General features: G+C 63.0%; 14 protein-coding genes and 1 pseudogene. 8 read left to right on the top strand and 7 right to left on the bottom strand.

Annotated features, from left to right (window positions below):
- Positions 1-98: 98 nt before the first annotated feature.
- Both PG892_RS09830 and PG892_RS09825 read right to left on the bottom strand, forming a co-directional pair.
- Positions 99-755, bottom strand: a complete 657-nt coding sequence (locus tag PG892_RS09830) for a Bax inhibitor-1/YccA family protein (protein ID WP_010675134.1) — start codon at positions 753-755, stop codon at positions 99-101.
- Positions 756-918: 163 nt separating this feature from the next.
- Entirely contained in the window at positions 919-1,857 is a 939-nt protein-coding gene (locus tag PG892_RS09825) for a helix-turn-helix transcriptional regulator (RefSeq protein ID WP_043155107.1), read from the bottom strand.
- 130 nt (positions 1,858-1,987) lie between these two features.
- On the opposite strand from PG892_RS09825, the gene PG892_RS09820 reads away from it, so the two are divergent.
- The 3 genes from PG892_RS09820 (at position 1,988) to PG892_RS22630 (ending at position 5,685) form a co-directional block, all read left to right on the top strand.
- On the top strand, positions 1,988-4,144 hold the full coding sequence (locus PG892_RS09820; RefSeq protein WP_043155109.1) for a TonB-dependent siderophore receptor: 2,157 nt from the start codon (positions 1,988-1,990) through the stop codon (positions 4,142-4,144).
- Positions 4,145-4,241: 97 nt separating this feature from the next.
- Entirely contained in the window at positions 4,242-5,288 is a 1,047-nt protein-coding gene (locus PG892_RS09815; protein WP_043155111.1) for an alpha/beta hydrolase, read from the top strand.
- Positions 5,289-5,424: 136 nt separating this feature from the next.
- Complete coding sequence (locus PG892_RS22630) at positions 5,425-5,685, top strand: DUF6719 family protein (RefSeq protein WP_039038793.1); 261 nt, start codon at positions 5,425-5,427, stop codon at positions 5,683-5,685.
- Positions 5,686-5,789: 104 nt separating this feature from the next.
- Here the strand turns inward: PG892_RS22630 and prpF are convergent, their stop codons facing one another.
- The 4 genes from prpF to prpB all read right to left on the bottom strand — a co-directional run bounded on the left by prpF (position 5,790) and on the right by prpB (position 11,886).
- Positions 5,790-6,989, bottom strand: coding sequence for a 2-methylaconitate cis-trans isomerase PrpF (gene prpF / locus PG892_RS09810; RefSeq protein WP_043155113.1), 1,200 nt, complete (start codon positions 6,987-6,989; stop codon positions 5,790-5,792).
- Positions 6,990-7,146: 157 nt separating this feature from the next.
- Positions 7,147-9,765 carry a Fe/S-dependent 2-methylisocitrate dehydratase AcnD gene (gene acnD, locus PG892_RS09805; protein ID WP_258057330.1) on the bottom strand — a complete coding sequence of 873 codons (2,619 nt, stop codon included), beginning with the start codon at positions 9,763-9,765 and terminating at the stop codon, positions 7,147-7,149.
- A complete protein-coding gene (gene prpC / locus PG892_RS09800) occupies positions 9,765-10,922 on the bottom strand; it encodes a bifunctional 2-methylcitrate synthase/citrate synthase (protein ID WP_010675128.1) in 1,158 nt (385 codons plus the stop codon). The genes acnD and prpC overlap by 1 nt, the downstream gene beginning before the upstream one ends.
- A gap of 64 nt (positions 10,923-10,986) precedes the next feature.
- Entirely contained in the window at positions 10,987-11,886 is a 900-nt protein-coding gene (gene prpB / locus PG892_RS09795; RefSeq protein ID WP_119197595.1) for a methylisocitrate lyase, read from the bottom strand.
- Between the two features lie 382 nt (positions 11,887-12,268).
- On the opposite strand from prpB, the pseudogene PG892_RS09790 reads away from it, so the two are divergent.
- Positions 12,269-13,821: pseudogene (locus PG892_RS09790) on the top strand (methyl-accepting chemotaxis protein).
- Between the two features lie 103 nt (positions 13,822-13,924).
- On the opposite strand, the gene PG892_RS09785 reads toward PG892_RS09790, so the two are convergent.
- The gene (locus PG892_RS09785; RefSeq protein ID WP_270825372.1) at positions 13,925-15,517 is read right to left on the bottom strand and encodes a GGDEF domain-containing protein; all 1,593 of its coding nucleotides are present in this window, start codon (positions 15,515-15,517) and stop codon (positions 13,925-13,927) included.
- Between the two features lie 88 nt (positions 15,518-15,605).
- Here PG892_RS09785 and PG892_RS09780 point away from each other — a divergent pair, with 88 nt between their 5' ends.
- From PG892_RS09780 to PG892_RS09765, 4 genes are all read left to right on the top strand, one after another.
- A complete protein-coding gene (locus PG892_RS09780) occupies positions 15,606-16,250 on the top strand; it encodes a TIGR01621 family pseudouridine synthase (protein WP_119197596.1) in 645 nt (214 codons plus the stop codon).
- Entirely contained in the window at positions 16,247-16,900 is a 654-nt protein-coding gene (locus PG892_RS09775; RefSeq protein ID WP_119197597.1) for a haloacid dehalogenase-like hydrolase, read from the top strand. The genes PG892_RS09780 and PG892_RS09775 overlap by 4 nt, the downstream gene beginning before the upstream one ends.
- Before the next feature lie 239 nt (positions 16,901-17,139).
- Complete coding sequence (gene hppD, locus PG892_RS09770; protein ID WP_052814552.1) at positions 17,140-18,294, top strand: 4-hydroxyphenylpyruvate dioxygenase; 1,155 nt, start codon at positions 17,140-17,142, stop codon at positions 18,292-18,294.
- The gene (locus PG892_RS09765) at positions 18,287-19,435 is read left to right on the top strand and encodes a homogentisate 1,2-dioxygenase (RefSeq protein ID WP_119197598.1); all 1,149 of its coding nucleotides are present in this window, start codon (positions 18,287-18,289) and stop codon (positions 19,433-19,435) included. The genes hppD and PG892_RS09765 overlap by 8 nt, the downstream gene beginning before the upstream one ends.
- Position 19,436: the final 1 nt, after the last annotated feature.

Raw genomic sequence — 19,436 nt, 5'->3', positions numbered from 1 at the left:
CACTTCGCTTCATATCCTTGATTTGCAACTTATCCTGACAGAAATGGGCGCCAATAAAAACCCCGCCGAAGCGGGGTCTTGTGCATCTTAAGCATCCATCAGTTACGGTTGCCGCCAAGCAGGCTCAGCAGGCTCAGGAAGATGTTGTAGATGGAGACATACAGGGTGACGGTGGCAGAGATGTAGTTGGTCTCGCCGCCGCGCACGATCTGCTGGGTGGTCAGCAGGATGGCGCCGGAGGAAAAGAGCATGAACATGGCGGACAGGGCCAGGCTCAGGGCGCTCATCTGCAGGAAGATGTTAGCGACCATGGCTACCAGCAGTACCCAGAACCCGACGAACAGCATGCCGCCGAGGAAGGAAAGATCCCGCTTGGTGGTCAGGGCATAGGCAGACAGGCCGAAGAAGGTGAGCGCAGTACCGCCCAGCGCCGTCATCACGATCTCGCCGCCGCCGTTGTTCATGTACATGTTGATGATGGGGCCGAGGCTATAGCCCAGCAGGCCGGTCAGGGCGAAAGTGAACACCAGCCCCATGCCGTTGTCACGGTTCTTCTCGGTCAGGAACATCAGGCCGTAGACACCGATGAGGAACACGGCCCAGTGCAGGGGCGGCATGTTCATGACGGTCGCTACCCCGGCTACCACGGCTGAGAAGCCAAGAGTGAGGGAGAGCAGCATGTAGGTGTTGCGCAGCACCTTGTTGGTGTCGCGCACGGCACCCTGGGTGCCAGTGTAGATAGAACGGGTATCCATCTTGATGTCCTCTTGATTTCCGGGGTGAAGCGACCATTTGTGCTTCGTTAACGCATTGTATGCACTGAATGTGTGGATGACGAGCGCTGATTTCAAGCGCCACCCCACCTGCGTGGTGCCTACTATCCCAGAGCAAAGATGTATTGTGCATGAACAAGGAGGCTCAAGGCGTTGCAGAGGGCGCCAGCTCCTGCTCATTACCCTGTCTGGCGATCCGCGTCGGCGAGAAGCCGAACTGCTTTCTAAACGCCGTGATGAAATTGGCCACATGGTCATAGCCGGCGTGGGCGGCGGCGCCTTGCAGAGAGAGGCTGCGCGCCTCCAGCCTGGCCCGCGCTTCTTGCAGCTTTCGCTGGCGAAGGTAGCGCTGCAGGCTCATGCCCAGCTCTTTTTTTGCGGCTCGCTGCAAGGTGGAGACGCTCATGCCGAGGGTGGCCGCGATCTCGGTCAGGGTCATCTCGTCCACTTTTTCATCCCTGAGCAGCATCTTGAGGCGCGTCGGTTGCTCGTTCTGGCGCTGGCAGCAGGGGGAGGCGGCCTGCTGGAGGTGGGTCATCAGGCTCTCCCAGACACTGAGGGCAAAGGCCTTGCGCATCAGCATCTCGGAGGCGTTCTGGCTGCTGGTGAGATTGAGCGCTTCCGCAATCTGTCCAAGGGCAGCGGGCAGGGTCCAGTCGACGCGGCTCAGATGGCGGCTGAAGGTCTGTGCGAAAGCCTTGCGATGCGCCTGTGCCAGATTGTGGGCGAGCCAGGTGTGGTCCAGGGAAAGGACGATGCTGCGGCTGCGCACCTGGGCTTTGGCCGCCCCCTGCACGATGTCGGGCTCGGTATAGAGGATGGCGGTTGCCACTATGGGGTCGGACTCGTGGAAGCGGCACCCCTTGAGCCTGTGAGTGGCGCCATAGGTCATCAGGGCCCGGCTCTCGAGGGGAATGGCGATGATCAACTGCGGCGGCAACTCCCGCTCGGTGGCGAAGTCTGCCTTGTGAACGATGTCCTTGTTGTGAAAGCGAAGACCCTCCTGGATCACCAGGTTCTCCACCCTGCCGGTGAAGCGGCCTCGCTGGCGTGCGCTGGTATCCCTTGCCACTGTGTCAGTCATGTGCAATTTGACCATGTCGAAGAGTGAAATGACCACACCGCAAAACTGCGGCGGAAGATGGAGTGATATATTAGCCCCCGGAAAATTAAATGAAAATGATTGTCATCTCTATCTTGGGATCACTCTTACTATGGTTGTCTTGAAGGATAAAGCGCGAAGCCCGCTGGCTCTGGCCATCTCTGCCGCTCTGGCCGTCACCTTTGCCGCCCCGGCAGGGGCACACACACCGGACATCAAGCCGGACGAAACCCTGGTCGTCTATGGCAATCCACTCTACGGGATGTCGCCGTCGGAGGAGACGGGAGGCTATGGGGTCGACTCGGCCACCGTCGGCACCAAGACGCCGACGGCCCTCAAAGACATCCCCCAGTCGATCACCGTGTTGACCAACGACTACATCGAGGAGCGTAACTTCGTGGCGGTGGACGATCTGGCCAAGTTCACGCCGGGTCTGCGCACCCTGGTCAACGACAGCGGTCGCTCCTCCATCTTCTCCCGTGGCTATGAGTACGACGAAGTGAACCTCAACGGCCTGCCATCGCCCATGCAGAGCAAGTACGGCACCCTGCCATCGCTGGCGGCGGTGGATCGGGTGGAGATCATGCGGGGCCCCTCCGGCCTCTTCAACAGCACCAGCGAGCTGGGGGGCGTGATCAACATGGTGCTCAAGCGTCCGACCGACGCCTTCAAGGGCTCGGTCACGGCGCGCTATGGCAGCTGGGACAGGCATTACCTGGAGGCGGACATGGGGGGCGCACTCAACGACGAGGGTTCCCTGCGCGGCCGCGTCGTGGTGGCCAACGCCGACATCAAGAACCAGGTGGACTACAACAACAACGACAACGGTACCTACTACGGCACCCTGGAGTTCGATCTCTCGGATCGCACCCGCCTCTCCGTCTACGCCCTGCACCAGACCAAGGACATCCTGCCCACCAACGGCCTGCCGGCGTACAAGGACGGCTCCCTGCTCGACATCGGCCGCAGCACCTACCTGGGGTCGGCTGAAGACTTCTTCGACGCCGACACCACGGATGTGGGGGCCTCGCTGCAACACGCCTTTGCCAACGGCGGGGTGGGTCAGGTCTCGGCCCGCTACATGGATCACGACATGCGGCTGGAGCAGACCTTCACCAACGGCCCCGTGGACGCGGCGGGCAACACCGGGCTGATGTTCAACGGCCAGGGAAACCAGCAGAAGAACATGGCCTTCGATGCCAACTACAGTCAGATGTTCGATCTGTTGGGGCACAAGAGCGAGTTTGTGTTGGGCTCCGACTACAAGCGCTACGAGTCGGACATTCAGACCTACACCAACCGCAACCTCGGCAAGATCAATGTGTTCGATTTCGACCCGACCCGGGTCGCCAAGCCGGACTACAGCTACACCAAGAATGACCATGAGGAGCAGTCGGAGCTCGGTCTGTATGGCAAGGTGACCTGGCGTCTGCTGGAGCCGCTGGCGGTGATCACCGGGGCCCGCGTCTCCTGGTACGATCTGGATGCCGTCAGCACGACCCTGAGTTCCGGAGCCCAGAGCGGCGAGTCCGGTACGTTCAACGGCAAGCTCACCCCCTACGCGGGGGCCGTCTATGACCTGAGCGACGAACACGCCTGGTATGCCAGCTACTCCAAGGTGTTCAAGCCCCAGACCAGCCAGGACGAGAGCGGCAACCTGCTCAAGCCCCGGGAGGGCAGCCAGTGGGAGACCGGCATCAAGTCCTCGCTGCGTGACGGCCTGCTCAACACCCGGGCGACCCTCTTCCTGATGAAGGACGACAACATCGCGGCCCAGGCCTACGACGATCAGGGCATCGCCATCACCAACACCTACTGGGCTACCGGCAAGGTGGAGACGCAAGGGGTGGAGCTGGAGGCGAGCGGCTATCTCAGCCAGAACTGGATGGTGATGGCCGGCTATACCTTCACCGACATCGAGGAGAAGGCCGGGGATCACAACCCGAAATTCGACACCATTCCCCGTCACGCCCTCTCCCTCTGGACCGACTACCACCTGGCCGACTGGGTGCAGGGGCTGCACCTCGGGGCCGGGATGACGGCGGTGAGCGACTACGGCTTCAACCAGAAGGGGGTCGAGACCCACCAGGGGGGCTATGCCCTGTTCGATGCGGCGGTGCGTTACGAGATCAACGACAGAATGCAGGCGACCCTGAACCTCTACAACCTGCTCGACCGGGAGTACTTCTACCGGGTCGGCTCCACCAGCACCTTCAACATGTACGGCGAGCTGGCGAACCTGATGGCAGGCTTCACCTACAAGCTGTAACGACCGACGACAGCAGGGCCTGCGGGCCCTGCTACCGTCTCTGTGCGCCGCCCTACGGGGGATCCCCAAGGCTGGCGACACAATCCTGGTTCATCCCATGACAAGACTCATCATCCTGCTGCTCACCATGATCACACTCTCTTCTGCCCAGGCAGACATGCTCCACTACGCACAGCGCTTCACCCACCATTCGGCCCTGCTGGGGGAGACGCGGCAATACAGCGTCTCCCTGCCCCAGGAATATGAACGCGAGCCCGGGGCTCGGTTCCCCGTGCTCTATCTGCTCGACGGGGAGAAGAGCCTGCTGGAGGTTGTCGGCATCACCCGGGCCCTGCGGGCCGGGCTCAATCCGGCTATTCCCCCCCTCATCATCGTCGCGGTCCACAACACCGACCGGATGCGGGATTACACCCCGAGCCACACCATGACCTTGCCAAATGGGGCACCGGCGGGGCCCGGCTATGCCGTGACGGGGGGCGGGCCCCGGTTCCTGCGCTATCTGAGTGAGGAGCTGCGCCCCCTCATCGAGGAGAGGTTTCGGACCCGGGCGCCGGCCCTGCTGGTGGGCCACTCCCTCGGCGGCCTGCTGGCGCTCGATGCACAGGCGCAAGACGGCGGCCAGTTCCAGGGTGTGATCGCCATCGACGCCAGCCTCTGGTTCGATTACCCCCGCAATTACGAGCGCATCGCGTCGGAGTTGACCGGGCCGCTCAAGCACGCCTCCTCGCTGTTTATGGCGGTGGCCAACAACCCCTTCACCCCGGGATTCGGGCGCTCGGCGTTTCACCGGGATCGCCTGCAGCAGTTTGCGCGGCAGGTAGTGGGGGCACCCGGCGCAAACCTGCACGTCACCAGCCGCTACTTCGAGGAGGAGGATCATCACAGCGTCTACCACCCCGCCGTCTATCAGGGACTCCAGTGGCTGTTTCAGGGCTACCGGATGGATCTGGCGCCCGGGCACTTCAGCCGACAGGGGGTGATCGCCCGCTTTGATGCCTTGAACCGCCACCTCGGCAGCGCACTACGCCCGGAGCTGGGGAGCCTGCGGGACATCAGGGAGAAGGCCGCGCGCTGGCCGCAGATGGCGATCTCCGTGGACGAGGCCGATGCCCTGCTGACCCACTACTACGGGTCGAAGCCGTGAAAAGCCGATATTTTTGTCTGTGTCTGGAATCGTCACAACGGCGCCGGAGACGGGTGTCGGTCCGGCGCCATCCCTGGGTACACTGCCGAAACGAGGGGCGCCGGGTCGGTGCCCCGACAGAGGCAGGGAGTGAGCGATGGCGGTTGCAGGAAAGAGGGGAGGCATGCTGGCTCTGTGGTGCGGCGCACTCCTGATGTCGGGGTGCAGTGGGTTTGCGCCTGCGCCCATTCCCGTCACCTATCTGAGTCAGGATCCACCCCCAGGCAGGCTGCCCCTTGGGGAGACCGCCTATGTGGATGACGGTCGCTGCCCACCAGGGCAGGTCAAGCGGCTCATCGGCGGGGACGCGAAGCACAATGTGCCAAGAAAGGTGGAGTGTGTGGCAAGACCGCAATGATGATGTGATTTTCACAGCCTGAAACATCCAAAAAAGAGCCCTGAGGCAGTCGCCTTGGGGCTCTTTTCGTCTGGCTGGCCTGGTCGGTGTGATGCCGCAGCGGGCTAGAAGGCATCTCCAGGGACCCGCACCCAGCCTTCCATCAGGATGCGGGCGGAGCGGGACATCACCGCCTTGGTGACCGTCCACTGTCCCGCTACCTGCTCTGCCTGGGCTCCGACTCTCAGGGTGCCGGAGGGGTGGCCGAAGCGCACCGCTTCGCGCTCGCCGCCCCCGGCGGCCAGATTGACGAGGGTGCCGGGAATGGCCGCCGCCGTGCCGATGGCCACGGCGCAGGTGCCCATCATGGCGTGGTGCAGCTTGCCCATGGAGAGGGCCCGCACCAGCAGATCGATCTCGCCGGCAATAATCTCCTTGCCGCTGGCGGTGCGGTAATCCTTGGCGGGTGCGACGAAGGCAATTTTCGGGGTGTGCTGGCGAGTGGCCGCCTCTTCGGGGCGCTTGATGAGCCCCATGCGCAGGGCACCGGCAACCCGGATCGCCTCGAAACGGGCGAGCGCTTGCGGGTCTGTGTTGATCGCCTCGCGCAGCTCGGTGCCCTCATAACCAATGTCCTCGGCGTTGACGAACACCGTGGGGATGCCGGCGCTGATCAGGGTGGCTTTCAGTACGCCGCTCTTTACAACAGACGCGGGTACCTCCAGATCGTCCACCAGATTGCCGGTGGGGAAGAGGGCGCCGCCGTCTTCACCCTCGTCGGACGGGTCGAGAAACTCCAGCACGATCTCGGCGGCGGGGAAGGTCACCCCGTCCAGCTCGAAATCGCCTGTCTCCTGCACCTGGCCGTTTGTCACCGGCACGTGGGCGAGGATGGTTTTGCCGATATTGGCCTGCCAGATGCGCACCTCACAGGTGCCGTGCTCCGGGATGCGGGACGGGTCCACCAGGCCGGCGTGGATGGCGAAGGCCCCGGCGCCGGTGGAGAGGTTGCCGCAGTTGCCGCTCCAGTCCACGAATGCCTTGTCGATGGCGACCTGGCCGTAGAGGTAGTCCACATCGTGATCGGGTTGCTGGCTTTTGGAGAGGATCACGCACTTGGCTGTGGAGGAGGTGGCCCCCCCCATGCCGTCCATGTGGGCGCCGTAGGGGTCGGGGCTGCCGATGACCCGCAGGAAGAGGGCATCCCGTGCCGGGCCCGGCTGCTGGCAGCGCTCGGGCAGGTCAGATAAGCGAAAGAAGACCCCCTTGCTGGTGCCGCCACGAAGGTAGGTGGCCGGGATTTTTACTTGTGGTATGTGGGCCATAGAGAGTGTCCTGAAAAGAGTCATAGATCCTGCTCCCTCTGGGAGAAGGTGCCCGAAGGGCGAATGAGGGGGATGTCCCCTCACCCCAACCCTCTCTCAAAGGGAGAGGGTGCTTTATGCCTTCCCCTTTTTCAAAGGGGCGGAGCGGGGTTGCGATTTAGCTTGCGGCCTTTTGCGCAGCTGACGCCAGGAAATCCTGGGCGAAGCGTTGCAGCACGCCACCTGCCTCATAGACCGAGACCTCCTCGGCGGTGTCGAGGCGGCAGGTCATGGGCACCTGGATCACTTCGCCGCTGCGACGGCGGATCACCAGAGTGAGATCGGTGCGCGGCTGGCGCTCCCCCACCACGTCATAGGTCTCGGTGCCATCGAGGCCCAGCGTGAGGCGGGTGGTGCCCGGTTTGAACTCGAGCGGCAGCACCCCCATACCGATGAGGTTGGTGCGGTGAATACGCTCGAAGCCTTCCGCCGCGATCACCTCCACCCCGGCAAGGCGCACCCCCTTGGCCGCCCAGTCCCGGGACGAGCCCTGACCGTAGTCGGCACCGGCCACGATGATGAGGGGCTGCTTGCGTGCCATGTAGGTCTCGATGGCTTCCCACATCCGCATCACTTTGCCATCCGGCTCGACGCGGGCGAGGGACCCCTTCTGCACCACGCCGTTCACCACCGCCATCTCGTTGACCAGCTGGGGGTTGGCGAAGGTGGCGCGCTGGGCGGTCAGGTGATCGCCGCGGTGGGTGGCGTAGGAGTTGAAGTCCTCCTCCGGCAGGCCCATCTTCGCCAGGTATTCCCCCGCCGCGCTGCCGGGCAGGATGGCGTTGGAAGGGGAGAGGTGGTCTGTGGTGATGTTGTCCGGCAACAGCGCCAGGGGCCGCATGCCGCGCAGGGTGCGCTCGCCCGCCAGTGCCCCCTCCCAGTAAGGCGGGCGACGGATATAGGTGCTTTGCGTACGCCAGTCGTACAGGGGCGTCACCTTGGGACCCTGATCCTCTTCCTGGGTGAACATGGGGATATAGACCTGGTGGAACTGGGACGGCTTGACCGACGCCTTGACCACGGCGTCGATCTCTTCATCAGACGGCCAGATGTCTTTGAGGCGAATTTCCTTGCCGTCCATCACCCCCAGCACATCTTTTTCAATGTCGAAGCGGATGGTGCCGGCGATGGCGTAGGCCACCACCAGGGGCGGGGAGGCGAGAAACGCCTGCTTGGCATAGGGATGGATGCGGCCGTCGAAGTTGCGGTTGCCGGACAGCACCGCCGTGGCATAGAGGTCCCGCTCGATGATCTCCTGCTGAATGGTGGGATCCAGGGCACCGGACATGCCGTTGCAGGTGGTGCAGGCAAAGGCCACGACGCCGAAGCCGAGCCGCTCAAGTTCCTCGTCCAGTCCCGCCTCTTTCAAGTAGAGGGCGACTGTCTTGGATCCGGGGGCCAGGGACGACTTGACCCAGGGCTTGCGCACCAGACCGAGCCGGTTGGCGTTGCGGGCCAACAGGCCCGCGGCAATCACGTTGCGCGGGTTGCTGGTGTTGGTGCAACTGGTGATGGCGGCGATGATGACGGCGCCATCGGGCAAGAGGCCGTCCGCCTCCTGGGCGCGAGCCTTGTCCAGATTCACCGCGATACCGCGCTCCGCCAGGGCGGAGACCGGCAGGCGGCGATGGGGGTTGGAGGGGCCCGCCAGGGTGCGCACCACGCTCGACAAGTCAAAGTGCAGCACCCGCTCGTACTGGGCGCTCGCCAGGGCATCGGCCCAGAGGCCGGCCTCCCTGGCATAGGTTTCCACCAGCCTGACCTGCTCGTCGTCACGGCCGGTGAGCTTGAGGTAGTCGAGGGTCTGCTGGTCGATGAAGAACATGGCCGCGGTAGCGCCGTATTCCGGTGCCATGTTGGAGATGGTGGCCCGATCGCCGAGGGTGAGGGCGGCGGCGCCCTCGCCACGAAACTCCAGATAGGCCCCGACTACCTTCTGCTGGCGCAGGAATTCGGTGAGCGACAGCACCAGGTCCGTGGCGGTGATGCCGGGTTGCGGCTTGCCGGAGAGCTCCACGCCGACGATCGAAGGCAGCCGCATCCAGGAGGCGCGCCCCAGCATGACGTTCTCGGCCTCTAACCCACCCACCCCCACCGCGATGACGCCCAGAGCGTCAACGTGGGGGGTGTGGCTGTCGGTGCCGACGCAGGTATCCGGGTAGGCGAGGCCGCGATCGGCGTGGATGACAGGGGACATCTTCTCCAGGTTGATCTGGTGCATGATGCCGTTGCCCGGCGGGATCACCTCGATGTTCTTGAACGCCTGCTTGGTCCAGTCGATGAAGTGGAAGCGATCCTCGTTGCGCCGATCCTCGATGGCGCGGTTCTTCTCGAATGCCTGGGGGTCAAAGCCGCCACATTCAACGGCCAGGGAATGGTCGACGATGAGCTGCACCGGCACGACCGGGTTCACCTGGGCGGGATCGCCCCCCTGCTCGGCGATGGCGTCGCGAAGGCCCGCGAGGTCCACCAGGGCGGTCTGCCCCAGGATGTCGTGGCACACCACCCGCGCCGGGAACCAGGGAAAGTCGCGATCGCGCTTGTTGTGCACTATCTGGCCGAGGCACTCGCCGAGGATGGTCGGATCGCACCGACGCACCAGGTTCTCGGCGTGGACGCGGGCGGTGTAGGAGAGCCTGTCCCAGGCGCCGGGGGCGATGGCGTTCACCGCCTCCCGGGCGTCGAAGTAGTCAAGCTGTGTGCCGGGCAGGGGCTTGCGATATTGCGTGTTGATCATCACTTGCGCTCCTTGAGCGGCACGAACTGGAGATCCTCCGGGCCGACGTAGTTGGCGCTCGGGCGGATGATCTTGCCGTCGATGCGCTGCTCGATGACATGGGCCGACCAGCCTGAGGTGCGGGCGATGACGAACAGCGGGGTGAACATGGCGGTGGGCACCCCCATCATGTGGTAGCTGACGGCGCTGAACCAGTCGAGGTTCGGGAACATCTTCTTGGCCTCCCACATGGTGGACTCCAGCCGCTCGGCGATGTCGAACATCTTGGTGTTGTGCTGCTCCTGGCTGAGCTCGCGCGCCACCTCCTTGATCACCTTGTTGCGGGGATCGGAGACGGTGTAGACCGGGTGGCCGAAGCCGATGACCACCTCCTTCTTCTCGATGCGGGCGCGAATGTCGGCCTCCGCCTCGTCCGGGTTCTCGTAGCGCTTCTGGATCTCGAAAGCCACCTCGTTGGCGCCCCCGTGCTTGGGCCCGCGCAGGGCACCGATGGCTCCCGTGATGCAGGAGTACATGTCCGAGCCGGTGCCGGCGATGACGCGGCCGGTGAAGGTGGAGGCGTTGAACTCGTGCTCGGCGTAGAGGATGAGGGAGGTGTGCATGGCGCGAACCCAGGAGTCGCGTGGCTTGTGCCCGTGCAGCAGGTGTAGGAAGTGGCCGCCGATGGAGTCGTCGTCGGTCTCCACATGGATGCGTTTACCGTTGTGACTGAAGTGGTACCAGTAGAGCAACACGGAGCCGAGACAGGCCATCAGCTTGTCGGCGATGTCCCGGGCGCCCGGGTGGTTGTGATCGTCCTTCTCCGGCGACAGGCACCCCAGCACGGAGACGGCGGTGCGCATCACGTCCATGGGGTGGGCGGAGGGAGGCAACTGCTCCAGGGCGGTCCTGACCCCAGTGGGCAGGCCGCGCAGGGCCTTGAGCTTGGCCTTGTAGGCGGCGAGCTCCGCCACATTGGGCAGATGGCCGTGCACCAGCAGGTGGGCTATCTCTTCAAATTCGCAGCTGGTGGCCACGTCCAGGATGTCGTAGCCACGGTAGTGCAGATCGTTGCCGCTGAGGCCCACGGTGCACAGGGCGGTATTGCCGGCGGCGGTGCCGGAAAGGGCGACGGATTTCTTGGGCTTGAAGCCGGTGGTTTCGGGCAGGGCGCTCATCACATGTTTCCTCATTCAGTCCGTTGATGCGCCAGCCGCCAGCATAAGGCGGCCGGTCGCCGTCTTATTCCTTGGTCGACAGATCCTGGGTGAACAGCCTGTCCAGGGTCTGCTCGTAGTGGTGGTAACCGAGAAAATCGTAGAGGGACTCCCGGGTCTGCATGGTGTCGACCACGGCGCGCTGGTGGCCGTCGCGGCGAAGCGTCTGATAGACGTTGAGGGCGGCCTGGTTGGCGGCGCGGGCGGCGCTCAGGGGGTAGAGCACCATGTCCACGCCGTGGGCGGCGAGCGCCTCCTTGTCAAACAGCTCGGTCTTGCCGAACTCGGTCATGTTGGCGAGGATCGGCACCCCGGCCGCCTGCCTGAAACGGTCGTACTGCTCGAGCTCGGTGACCGCTTCGGCGAAGATCATGTCGGCGCCCGCCTCCACATAGGCGGCGGCGCGCTCCAGGGCCGAGCCCAGCCCTTCCACCGCCAGGGCGTCGGTGCGGGCCATGATGACGAAACTCTCGTCCTGGCGGGCATCCACCGCCGCCTTGATCCTGTCCACCATCTCGGTGACGCTGACCACGGCCTTGTTGGGCCTGTGGCCGCAACGCTTCTGGGCCACCTGATCTTCCATGTGGACGGCGGCCACACCGCCGCGCTCGAAGGCGCGGATAGTGCGGGCGATGTTGAAGGCGCCCCCCCAGCCGGTGTCGATGTCCACCAAGAGTGGCACCTGGGTGGCAGCCGTGATGCGTTCGGCATCGATGAGCACGTCATTCATGGAGGTCATGCCGAGATCCGGCAGGCCATAGGAGGCGTTCGCCACCCCGGCGCCGGAGAGATAGAGGGCCTGGAAGCCGCTGCGCTCTGCCATCAGCGCCATGTAGGCATTGATGGTGCCGACAATCTGCAGGGGCTTTTCGTTGGCCAGGGCCGTGCGAAAACGCCTGCCGGCCGAGGGGGAGAGGTTGGACATGGTGACTCCTTTCATGGGGTGCGTGTCTGCTGTATGTGTAGGGTGAACGGTATCATCTCACACTACGTTTACGTTAACGTCAATTATGCTTAGGTCCAAGGTCGTATCAAGTGTGCTCTCCCCTGACGGACCCCTGGCAATGCCAGTACCACAGACTCGTTGGAACCATTTTTTGGTGTGATGCATCGTGTGGGAGAGCGGTGAACCTGGGAAAATGCCGAGTGTTTTTTGGCCAAACCTGGGCTTTTGGGGTCAAAATCTTGCGCGGCGTCAAACAGGATGCAAATTGTGTCTCAGCCATCCTCCCCGACTGGGTCTCTGCGTTGCTTGCCCGTAGGCGTTTGGCTGCGCTCAGTGGGTGATCAAACAAGGGGTGTGCGCCATGAAGAAAAGCCAGGTTCATCTCATCGACGAAGAGGTGGATTTTCCTGCCAATGAACAGCTGGTCTCCACTACGGACCTGCAGGGTGTGATCACCTACGCCAATGATCACTTCTGCCGGGTAGCGGGGTACAGCCGGGCCGAGCTCATCGGCCAGCACCACAACATGGTGCGCCACCCGGACATGCCCAAGGCCGCCTTTGCTGACCTCTGGGGCAAGCTCAAGCAGGGCAAACCCTGGCGCGGCATGGTGAAAAACCGCTGCAAGGATGGGCGTTACTATTGGGTGGATGCCTATGTCACCCCCATCTTCGAGCAGGGGCGGATCAATGGCTACCAGTCGGTCCGCAGTCGCGCCGCGCCGGAGATGAAAGCCGTGGCCGGGCGCACCTATGCCAGATTGAAGAGCGTGGAGCGGGGGGAGCGAAAGGGCGGATTGAGCCTGCGCCCGATGCGCCATGGGCTGGCCATCGTCGGTCTCTTGCTGATGCTGGCGGGGGGGGCTATCTGATGGGGCCCTGGGGGCCGTTGTTCACCCTGTTGCCTCTCTTGTGGCTGGCCCTGATCTATCGTGACACCCTCATCACTACCCCCCGTTATCTGCGACAGCTCGCGGACGAATATGACAGCCTGACCCGGCTCATCTATTCGGGGGAGGATGCCAGTGCCATTGCAGACTTCCACATCAAGCTGTTGCAGGCCAGGATCCGTACCGTCCTTGGACGAGTGGACGATGCGACCCTCTCCCTGCAGGATCTCGCGGTGCATCTGAAAACAGCCTCCAGCGAGGCGAGCGCCGACATCGCCGAACAGGATGTCCAGACCCAGCAGGTGGCGACGGCCATCACCGAGATGGCGGCGACAGCCCACGAGATTGCCCGCAATATCCTGGAGACGGACAACCAGATAGCCCAGGCCAAGGCGCACTGCCAACACACCGATCAGCAACTGGAAGATACCCAGCACAGGGTGACGGAGCTGGCCACCCAGGCAGAGCATGCCTTCACGGCCGCCGTGGCACTGGCGGAGGAGTCGGACCGCATCGGTGTGCTGATGAGCGAGATCCAGGGCATTGCGGATCAGACCAATCTGCTGGCGCTCAACGCCGCCATCGAAGCGGCGCGGGCAGGGGAGCAGGGGCGAGGCTTTGCGGTGGTGGCGGACGAGGTGCGAACCCTCTCCACGCGCACCCACAAGGCGACCGAACAGATCCAGAGCAGCATAGGCCAGATCCAGCGTACCCTGAACGGCTGGAAGGGCATGATGCAGCAGAACCTGCAACAGACCCAATCCTGCGTGACCCTGACCCGCCAGGGATCAGAGAGCCTGCATCAGGTGTTGGCGGAAATAGAACGGGTGGTGGACCTCTCGGCCCAGATCTCGACGGCGGCAGAGGAGCAACAGGCGGTGGTGGAGGACATCAGCCGCAACGTCAACGCCATCTCCCAGCACTCCCACACCAACAGTAACAAGATGCAGGACATGGACGCCTCGAGCGACATCCTGCTCACCAAGGCTCGCCAGCTCAAATCCCTGGGGCAGACCTTCGGGTAAGAGCGGTCAGACTCATGCAATGCAGGAAGGCCACCCCTGGGGTGGCCTTCCTGTTTATCGGTTTCACGGGGGTATCGGATCTGTGTGCCGGGAGATGAGCAAGTCAGCCGGACTGCTCCGCCAGCGTGATGACGCGGCCACCCTTGTCACAATACATGGCCCTGTCGGCCTGGATGAGCCACTGCTCCGGGCTCCAGTCATGCTGGTAGTGGCTGACGCCGATACTGATGCCCACCTGCATCGGCTGGTCATTGACCACGAAGGGGGCCTGCATGGCCTGGCGGATCACGGCGGTGACCTCCTCTGCCTGACGGATATCGTAGCCCGGCAGCAGCAGGATGAACTCGTCCCCCGCCAAGCGGGCAAAATAGCACTGGTGGCCGATGGCGCCGTGGATCCGTCGGGCCAGCTGGCAGAGGATGGCATCCCCCTGGCTGTGGCCGAAGTTGTCGTAGATGCGCTTGAAGTCATTGAGATCGCAAAACAGCAGGCAGCCCGGATTGTCGCTTTGCACCTGGTGTTTCAACTGCTCCATCAGGCTCAGTCGATTGGGCAGCCCGGTAAGGGGATCGAGGCGGGCCAGTTGCAGTATCTCCTGCTCTTGCTGCTTGCGCAGGGCCACTTCCTGGTTGAGCCGCTTGTTGCTCATCAGAAGATAGAGGGAGAGCAGCAGGATGAGACCACCAACACCCAGGCTCAGCAGGAACCATGGACGCCAGAAGATCCACTGTTCTGAGGGGACCTGATAGAGGAAACGGGTCAGGGAGACCGGTTTGGCAAGGAGGCCTATCTCCACCAGCTGCCGCATGATGTGAGCGAAGCGATCCGGATTCATATACCCGATCTCCACATAGAGCGGCTGGATCATCTCCTTGCTCATCTGCAACTCGTATTCCATGTGGGCCTGGCTGCGGTTGACGCCATACTCCGTGCGCAGCAGGGCGATGGCTTCCTCGGGGTGGGTGAGGGCATAGCGCCATCCCTTGAGGCTGGCTGCACGAAAACGTGCCACCCGCTCCGGATTGAGCCGCTCCTGTGCCTGGGTGGTGAAGAGAATGTCGCTGTAGAAATCGATGCCGTAGTTGCGAGGGTTGATGACGGACACCGAGATGCCGCGCTCTTCCAGATAGAAGGGCTCATTGCTCAGATAGGCGTTGAAGATGTCTATTCGGCCGGCGATCAGATCGTCGATGTTGACCGAAGTGGGTACCGGGATGAGCTGGCGCTCGTGAAGCCCCTGATAGTAGAGGGTGGCCAGCAGTTCGGCATCCTGATGACCCGGAAACATCATGATCCGTTTGCCACGCATGTCCGCAACGGTGAGAATGCCGCTGTCGCGGCGTGCCAGGAAGATGGAGGGAGAGTGCTGGTAGACGCTGGCCAGCGCCAGCAGTGGCTTGCCCTGGGCGTAGTGGGTCAGCACCTCGGTGTTGCCGACGCCAAAGTCGGCGCGTCCGGCCAGCACCTCCTGAACCGGACTTATTCCCTTGCCACCTGGCCTTATCTCGACATCCAGACCAGCGTCGGCGTAATACCCCTTGGCCTTGGCCATGTGATAGCCCACAAACTGGGGCTGATGCAGCCAGCGCAACTGCAATACCACCTTCTCCGGCAGATCACGTGTCCGTTCACTGGCCTGGAGGGGCGAGAAGCAAGTGATGCCAAGCAACAACAGCCAAAACAGGCATTTTTTCATTCGTGCGATTCTTGTGCTGAGGGTCCATGAAGATGGCCTGCAGGCCTGCATTCAAGTGGTTAACAAATAACATTCTAAAGGGTTATACATGTACCGGATACAATTGCAGCACAAAGATTTCATGGTGATCAACAAGCGTCCGGGCATTGGCATGCACGATGATGCGGGCGAGCCGGGTCTCGTCAATCGGGTCAGAATGGATACCGGTCTTGACCTCTATCCGGTCCATCGACTGGACAAGATGACCTCTGGGCTGGTGCTGCTGGCCCGCACCGCCGAAGCGAATCGCGCCCTCAGCATGGCTTTCGCGGCGCGGGAAGTGAGCAAGCAGTATCTGGCACTCTCCGATCGCAAGCCGAAGAAGAAGCAGGGCTGGGTGAAGGGTGACATGGAGAAAGGGCGAGGCGGCAGCTGGATGCTGAGCCGCACCCAGGATAACCCGGCCATCAGCTGGTTCGACTCCGTTTCGGTGCGCGAGGGGCTGCGCCTTTATCGCATCAAGCCCCGGACCGGCAAGACCCACCAGATCCGGGTGGCCTTGAAGAGCGTGGGAGCCCCCATCCTCGGAGATGAGCGTTACGGCGGCACGGCGGCGGATCGCGGTTATCTGCACGCCTGGCGCCTCGCCTTCACCCTGGCAGGTGAGAGTTTCGATCTCGTCTGTCCGCCCGATGAGGGGACACTGTTCCTCCTGCCCGAGTTGCATGCCGCCATCGCAGAACTCACCGAATGAGCGCTGCAACTGCGAGTGTCTCAGCCCGCGGCTGGATCCTGGCCGACTTCGATGACACCCTGGCGCCGGATGACAGCCATGCAGGGTTGCTGCGTTTCATCTTGCGCCGCCGTATCTGGCCGCTGCTGCTGTGGCCACTGATGGCGTTCGGTGCCGTGATCTATCTGCTGCCAGGTCAGCGCAGTCGCGGCATTGCACTCATCTGGTGGGCCATCACCCTCGGGCTATCCCCCCTGGCCTGGCGCGCCCTGGTACGGCAGTACAGCCTGACCCGGCCCGGTCTGTATCGGGAGGCGCGAGCCCTCCTGACGGGGGAGGGGCACCGCTGCTGGGTTATCTCCGCCAGTCCCCGCTCCCTGGTCCGTGCCCAGATCCATCGTCAACTGCCAAGGCTCCCTCACCGCATCATCGGCTCGCGGATGGGTTACCGTTTCGGCGGCCTGGTGCCGCGCTTCTATTGCCATGGCAGGCACAAGCTGCTGCCCGAGCTCCTGACCCTGGAGGCCGCACTCACCCTGAGTGACAGCTTGCACGATCTGCCCCTGCTGGCGTTGGGGGAGCAGGCCTGGCTCATCAACCCGCAAAGGACTCGATTGCTAAAAGCGAGGGCGGTGCTGCCCCATATCGAACCCCGTTATTGGTCTCTGTAAGGCAAAGCTGACAGCCTTGCGGGACGCTAACGAGCGCAGTGCAAGGTTGAGGCTGTGACGTCACATTTCATTTACATTTTTTGGCGCGGATCCCCGCCAAACTATCTGAACGCCGCCCCTTCTCATTCCCTGCGCTCGCCACTCTAATGAAACAAGTTGTTAACAAAGCCGTGCGGGCTGCCTGTCGAGCCCTTGCGGCGTGACCCGTTTCGTTATCAGTTCATCGCAAGGAGCGCATTATGACCACCCCTTCTTCCCGTACTCACACCATCAACCCCCTTGGCACCGACGGGTTTGAGTTTGTCGAGTACACGGCGCCGGATCTCAAGGGCATTGCGGCCCTCAAGGCGCTGTTCGTCTCACTGGGCTTTGCCGAAGTGGCCAAGCACAGGCACAAGCAGTGCTGGCTCTATCGCCAGGGGGACATCAACTTCGTGGTCAATGCCGAGCCCCACTCCCAGGCGGAGGAGTTTGCGCGGGCCCATGGTCCGAGCGTGTGCGGCATGGCGTTTCGGGTGAGCGATGCCGGCCGTGCCCAGCAGTACGCCATTGGCCAGGGGGCCAAGCCGTTTGTGGGCAAAATCGGCCCCATGGAGCTCAACATCCCCGCCATCTACGGCATCGGCGAGAGTACCCTCTCCTTTGTCGATCGCTATGGCGAGCGGGGCTCCATCTATGACGTGGACTTTATCTTCTACCCCGACTGGCAGGCCCGCATGGCCGAGGTGGACGCGGGGCTCTATGAGATCGACCACCTGACCCACAATGTCCATCGCGGCAACATGAACCTCTGGTCGAATTTCTACGAGCGGATCGGCAACTTCCGGGAAATCCGCTACTTCGACATCGAGGGCAAGCTGACAGGACTGCACTCGCGCGCCATGACGGCCCCTTGCGGCAAAATTCGCATCCCCATCAACGAGTCGGCGGACGACAAGTCCCAGATAGAGGAGTACCTGCGCCAGTACAAGGGGGAGGGGATCCAGCACATCGCGCTCGCCTCTGCCGACATCTATCACACCATCCGCACGCTCAGAGGGCGGGGAACCGGCTTCATGCCGACGCCGGACACCTACTACGAGAAGGTGGACAGCCGGGTCGCGGGTCATCAGGAGGATCTGGCCGCGCTGAAGACGCTGCGCATCCTCATCGACGGCTCGCCGACGAAGGACGGCATCCTGCTGCAGATCTTCACCGACACCGTCATCGGTCCCGTGTTCTTCGAGATCATCCAGCGCAAGGGCAACGAGGGCTTTGGTGAGGGCAACTTCCAGGCATTGTTCGAATCCATCGAGCTGGATCAGATCCGCCGTGGCGTGCTGGACGGATCCACGCAAGGGGAGGTGAACAGTGCCGCGCAGGGCCAGAAAAACGGAGAACCGAGCGATGCGTAACTGGATAAGCTTCCCCCATCGGGAGGGAACCCACTCCCGCCAGGCCCATGCCGATCTGCCGGAGCAGGCCATCTATGAGCGCGAGCTGGGGCGCTTGGGCTTCTTCGGTCCGGCCACCCACATGCACCACAAGCACGCTCCCACCGACTGGGTCAACTGGGAAGGGCCGCTTCGGCCACGGGCGTTTGACTTGAACGATCTGCAGGAGGAGGTGAGCTCCCTCTCCCCCTGGGTGATGCCGGATCTGCTCAGCAACCCCCACTGCCGCTACCGCATCTGGCGCCTGAGCGAGAGGATGCCGTTTCTGGTGCGCAACGCCGATGGCGACGAGCTCCTGTTCATTCACGAGGGGGGAGGCGACTTCTTCTGCGACTACGGCCATCTGACCCTGCGGGAGGGGGACTACGTGGTGATCCCCCGTGGCACCATGTGGCGCATCGAGCCCACCGCACCCCTCTTCATCCTGATGATCGAGGCGACGGAAGACAGTTATCAGCTGCCGGACAAGGGACTGGTGGGCAATCACGCCATCTTCGATCCGGCGGCCCTGGACGTGCCCGCCATCAACGAGCGCTTCCTAGCCCAGCAGGATGAAAACCCCTGGTCGCTGCAGATCAAGCGCCACGATCAGGTCTCGGTCGTCACCTGGCCGTTCAACCCGCTGGATGCACAAGGGTGGCACGGGGACTTGTGCGTGGTGCGCCTCAACTGGCGGGATATCCGCCCGCTGATGAGCCACCGCTACCACCTGCCTCCCTCGGCTCACTCCACCTTCGTTGCGAGCCGGTTCGTGGTCTGCACCTTCGTGCCGCGTCCCATCGAGAGCGACCCAGGCGCCCTGCGGGTGCCCTTCTACCACAGCAACGACGACTTCGACGAGGTGCTCTTCTACCACGCCGGGGACTTCTTCAGCCGGGACAACATCAAGCGGGGCATGGTCACCTTCCACCCTGCCGGCTTCACCCATGGTCCCCATCCCAAGGCCTTTGCGGCGGGGCAGGCCCATGCCAAGACCTTCACCGACGAGGTGGCGGTGATGCTCGACACCCGTGATGCCCTGGCCGTCGGCCCGATCTGCGAAGGGGTCGAACACCCCGGTTATGTCACCAGCTGGCAGCGTCCAGAGACGCTCGGCAAATAAG

Origin of the sequence: Aeromonas sp. QDB68, from assembly GCF_027707405.1 — a bacterium.
GTDB lineage: Bacteria > Pseudomonadota > Gammaproteobacteria > Enterobacterales > Aeromonadaceae > Aeromonas > Aeromonas caviae.
Note: the sequence above shows the minus strand (reverse complement) of the source record. Positions and strands in the feature narration are given on the sequence as shown.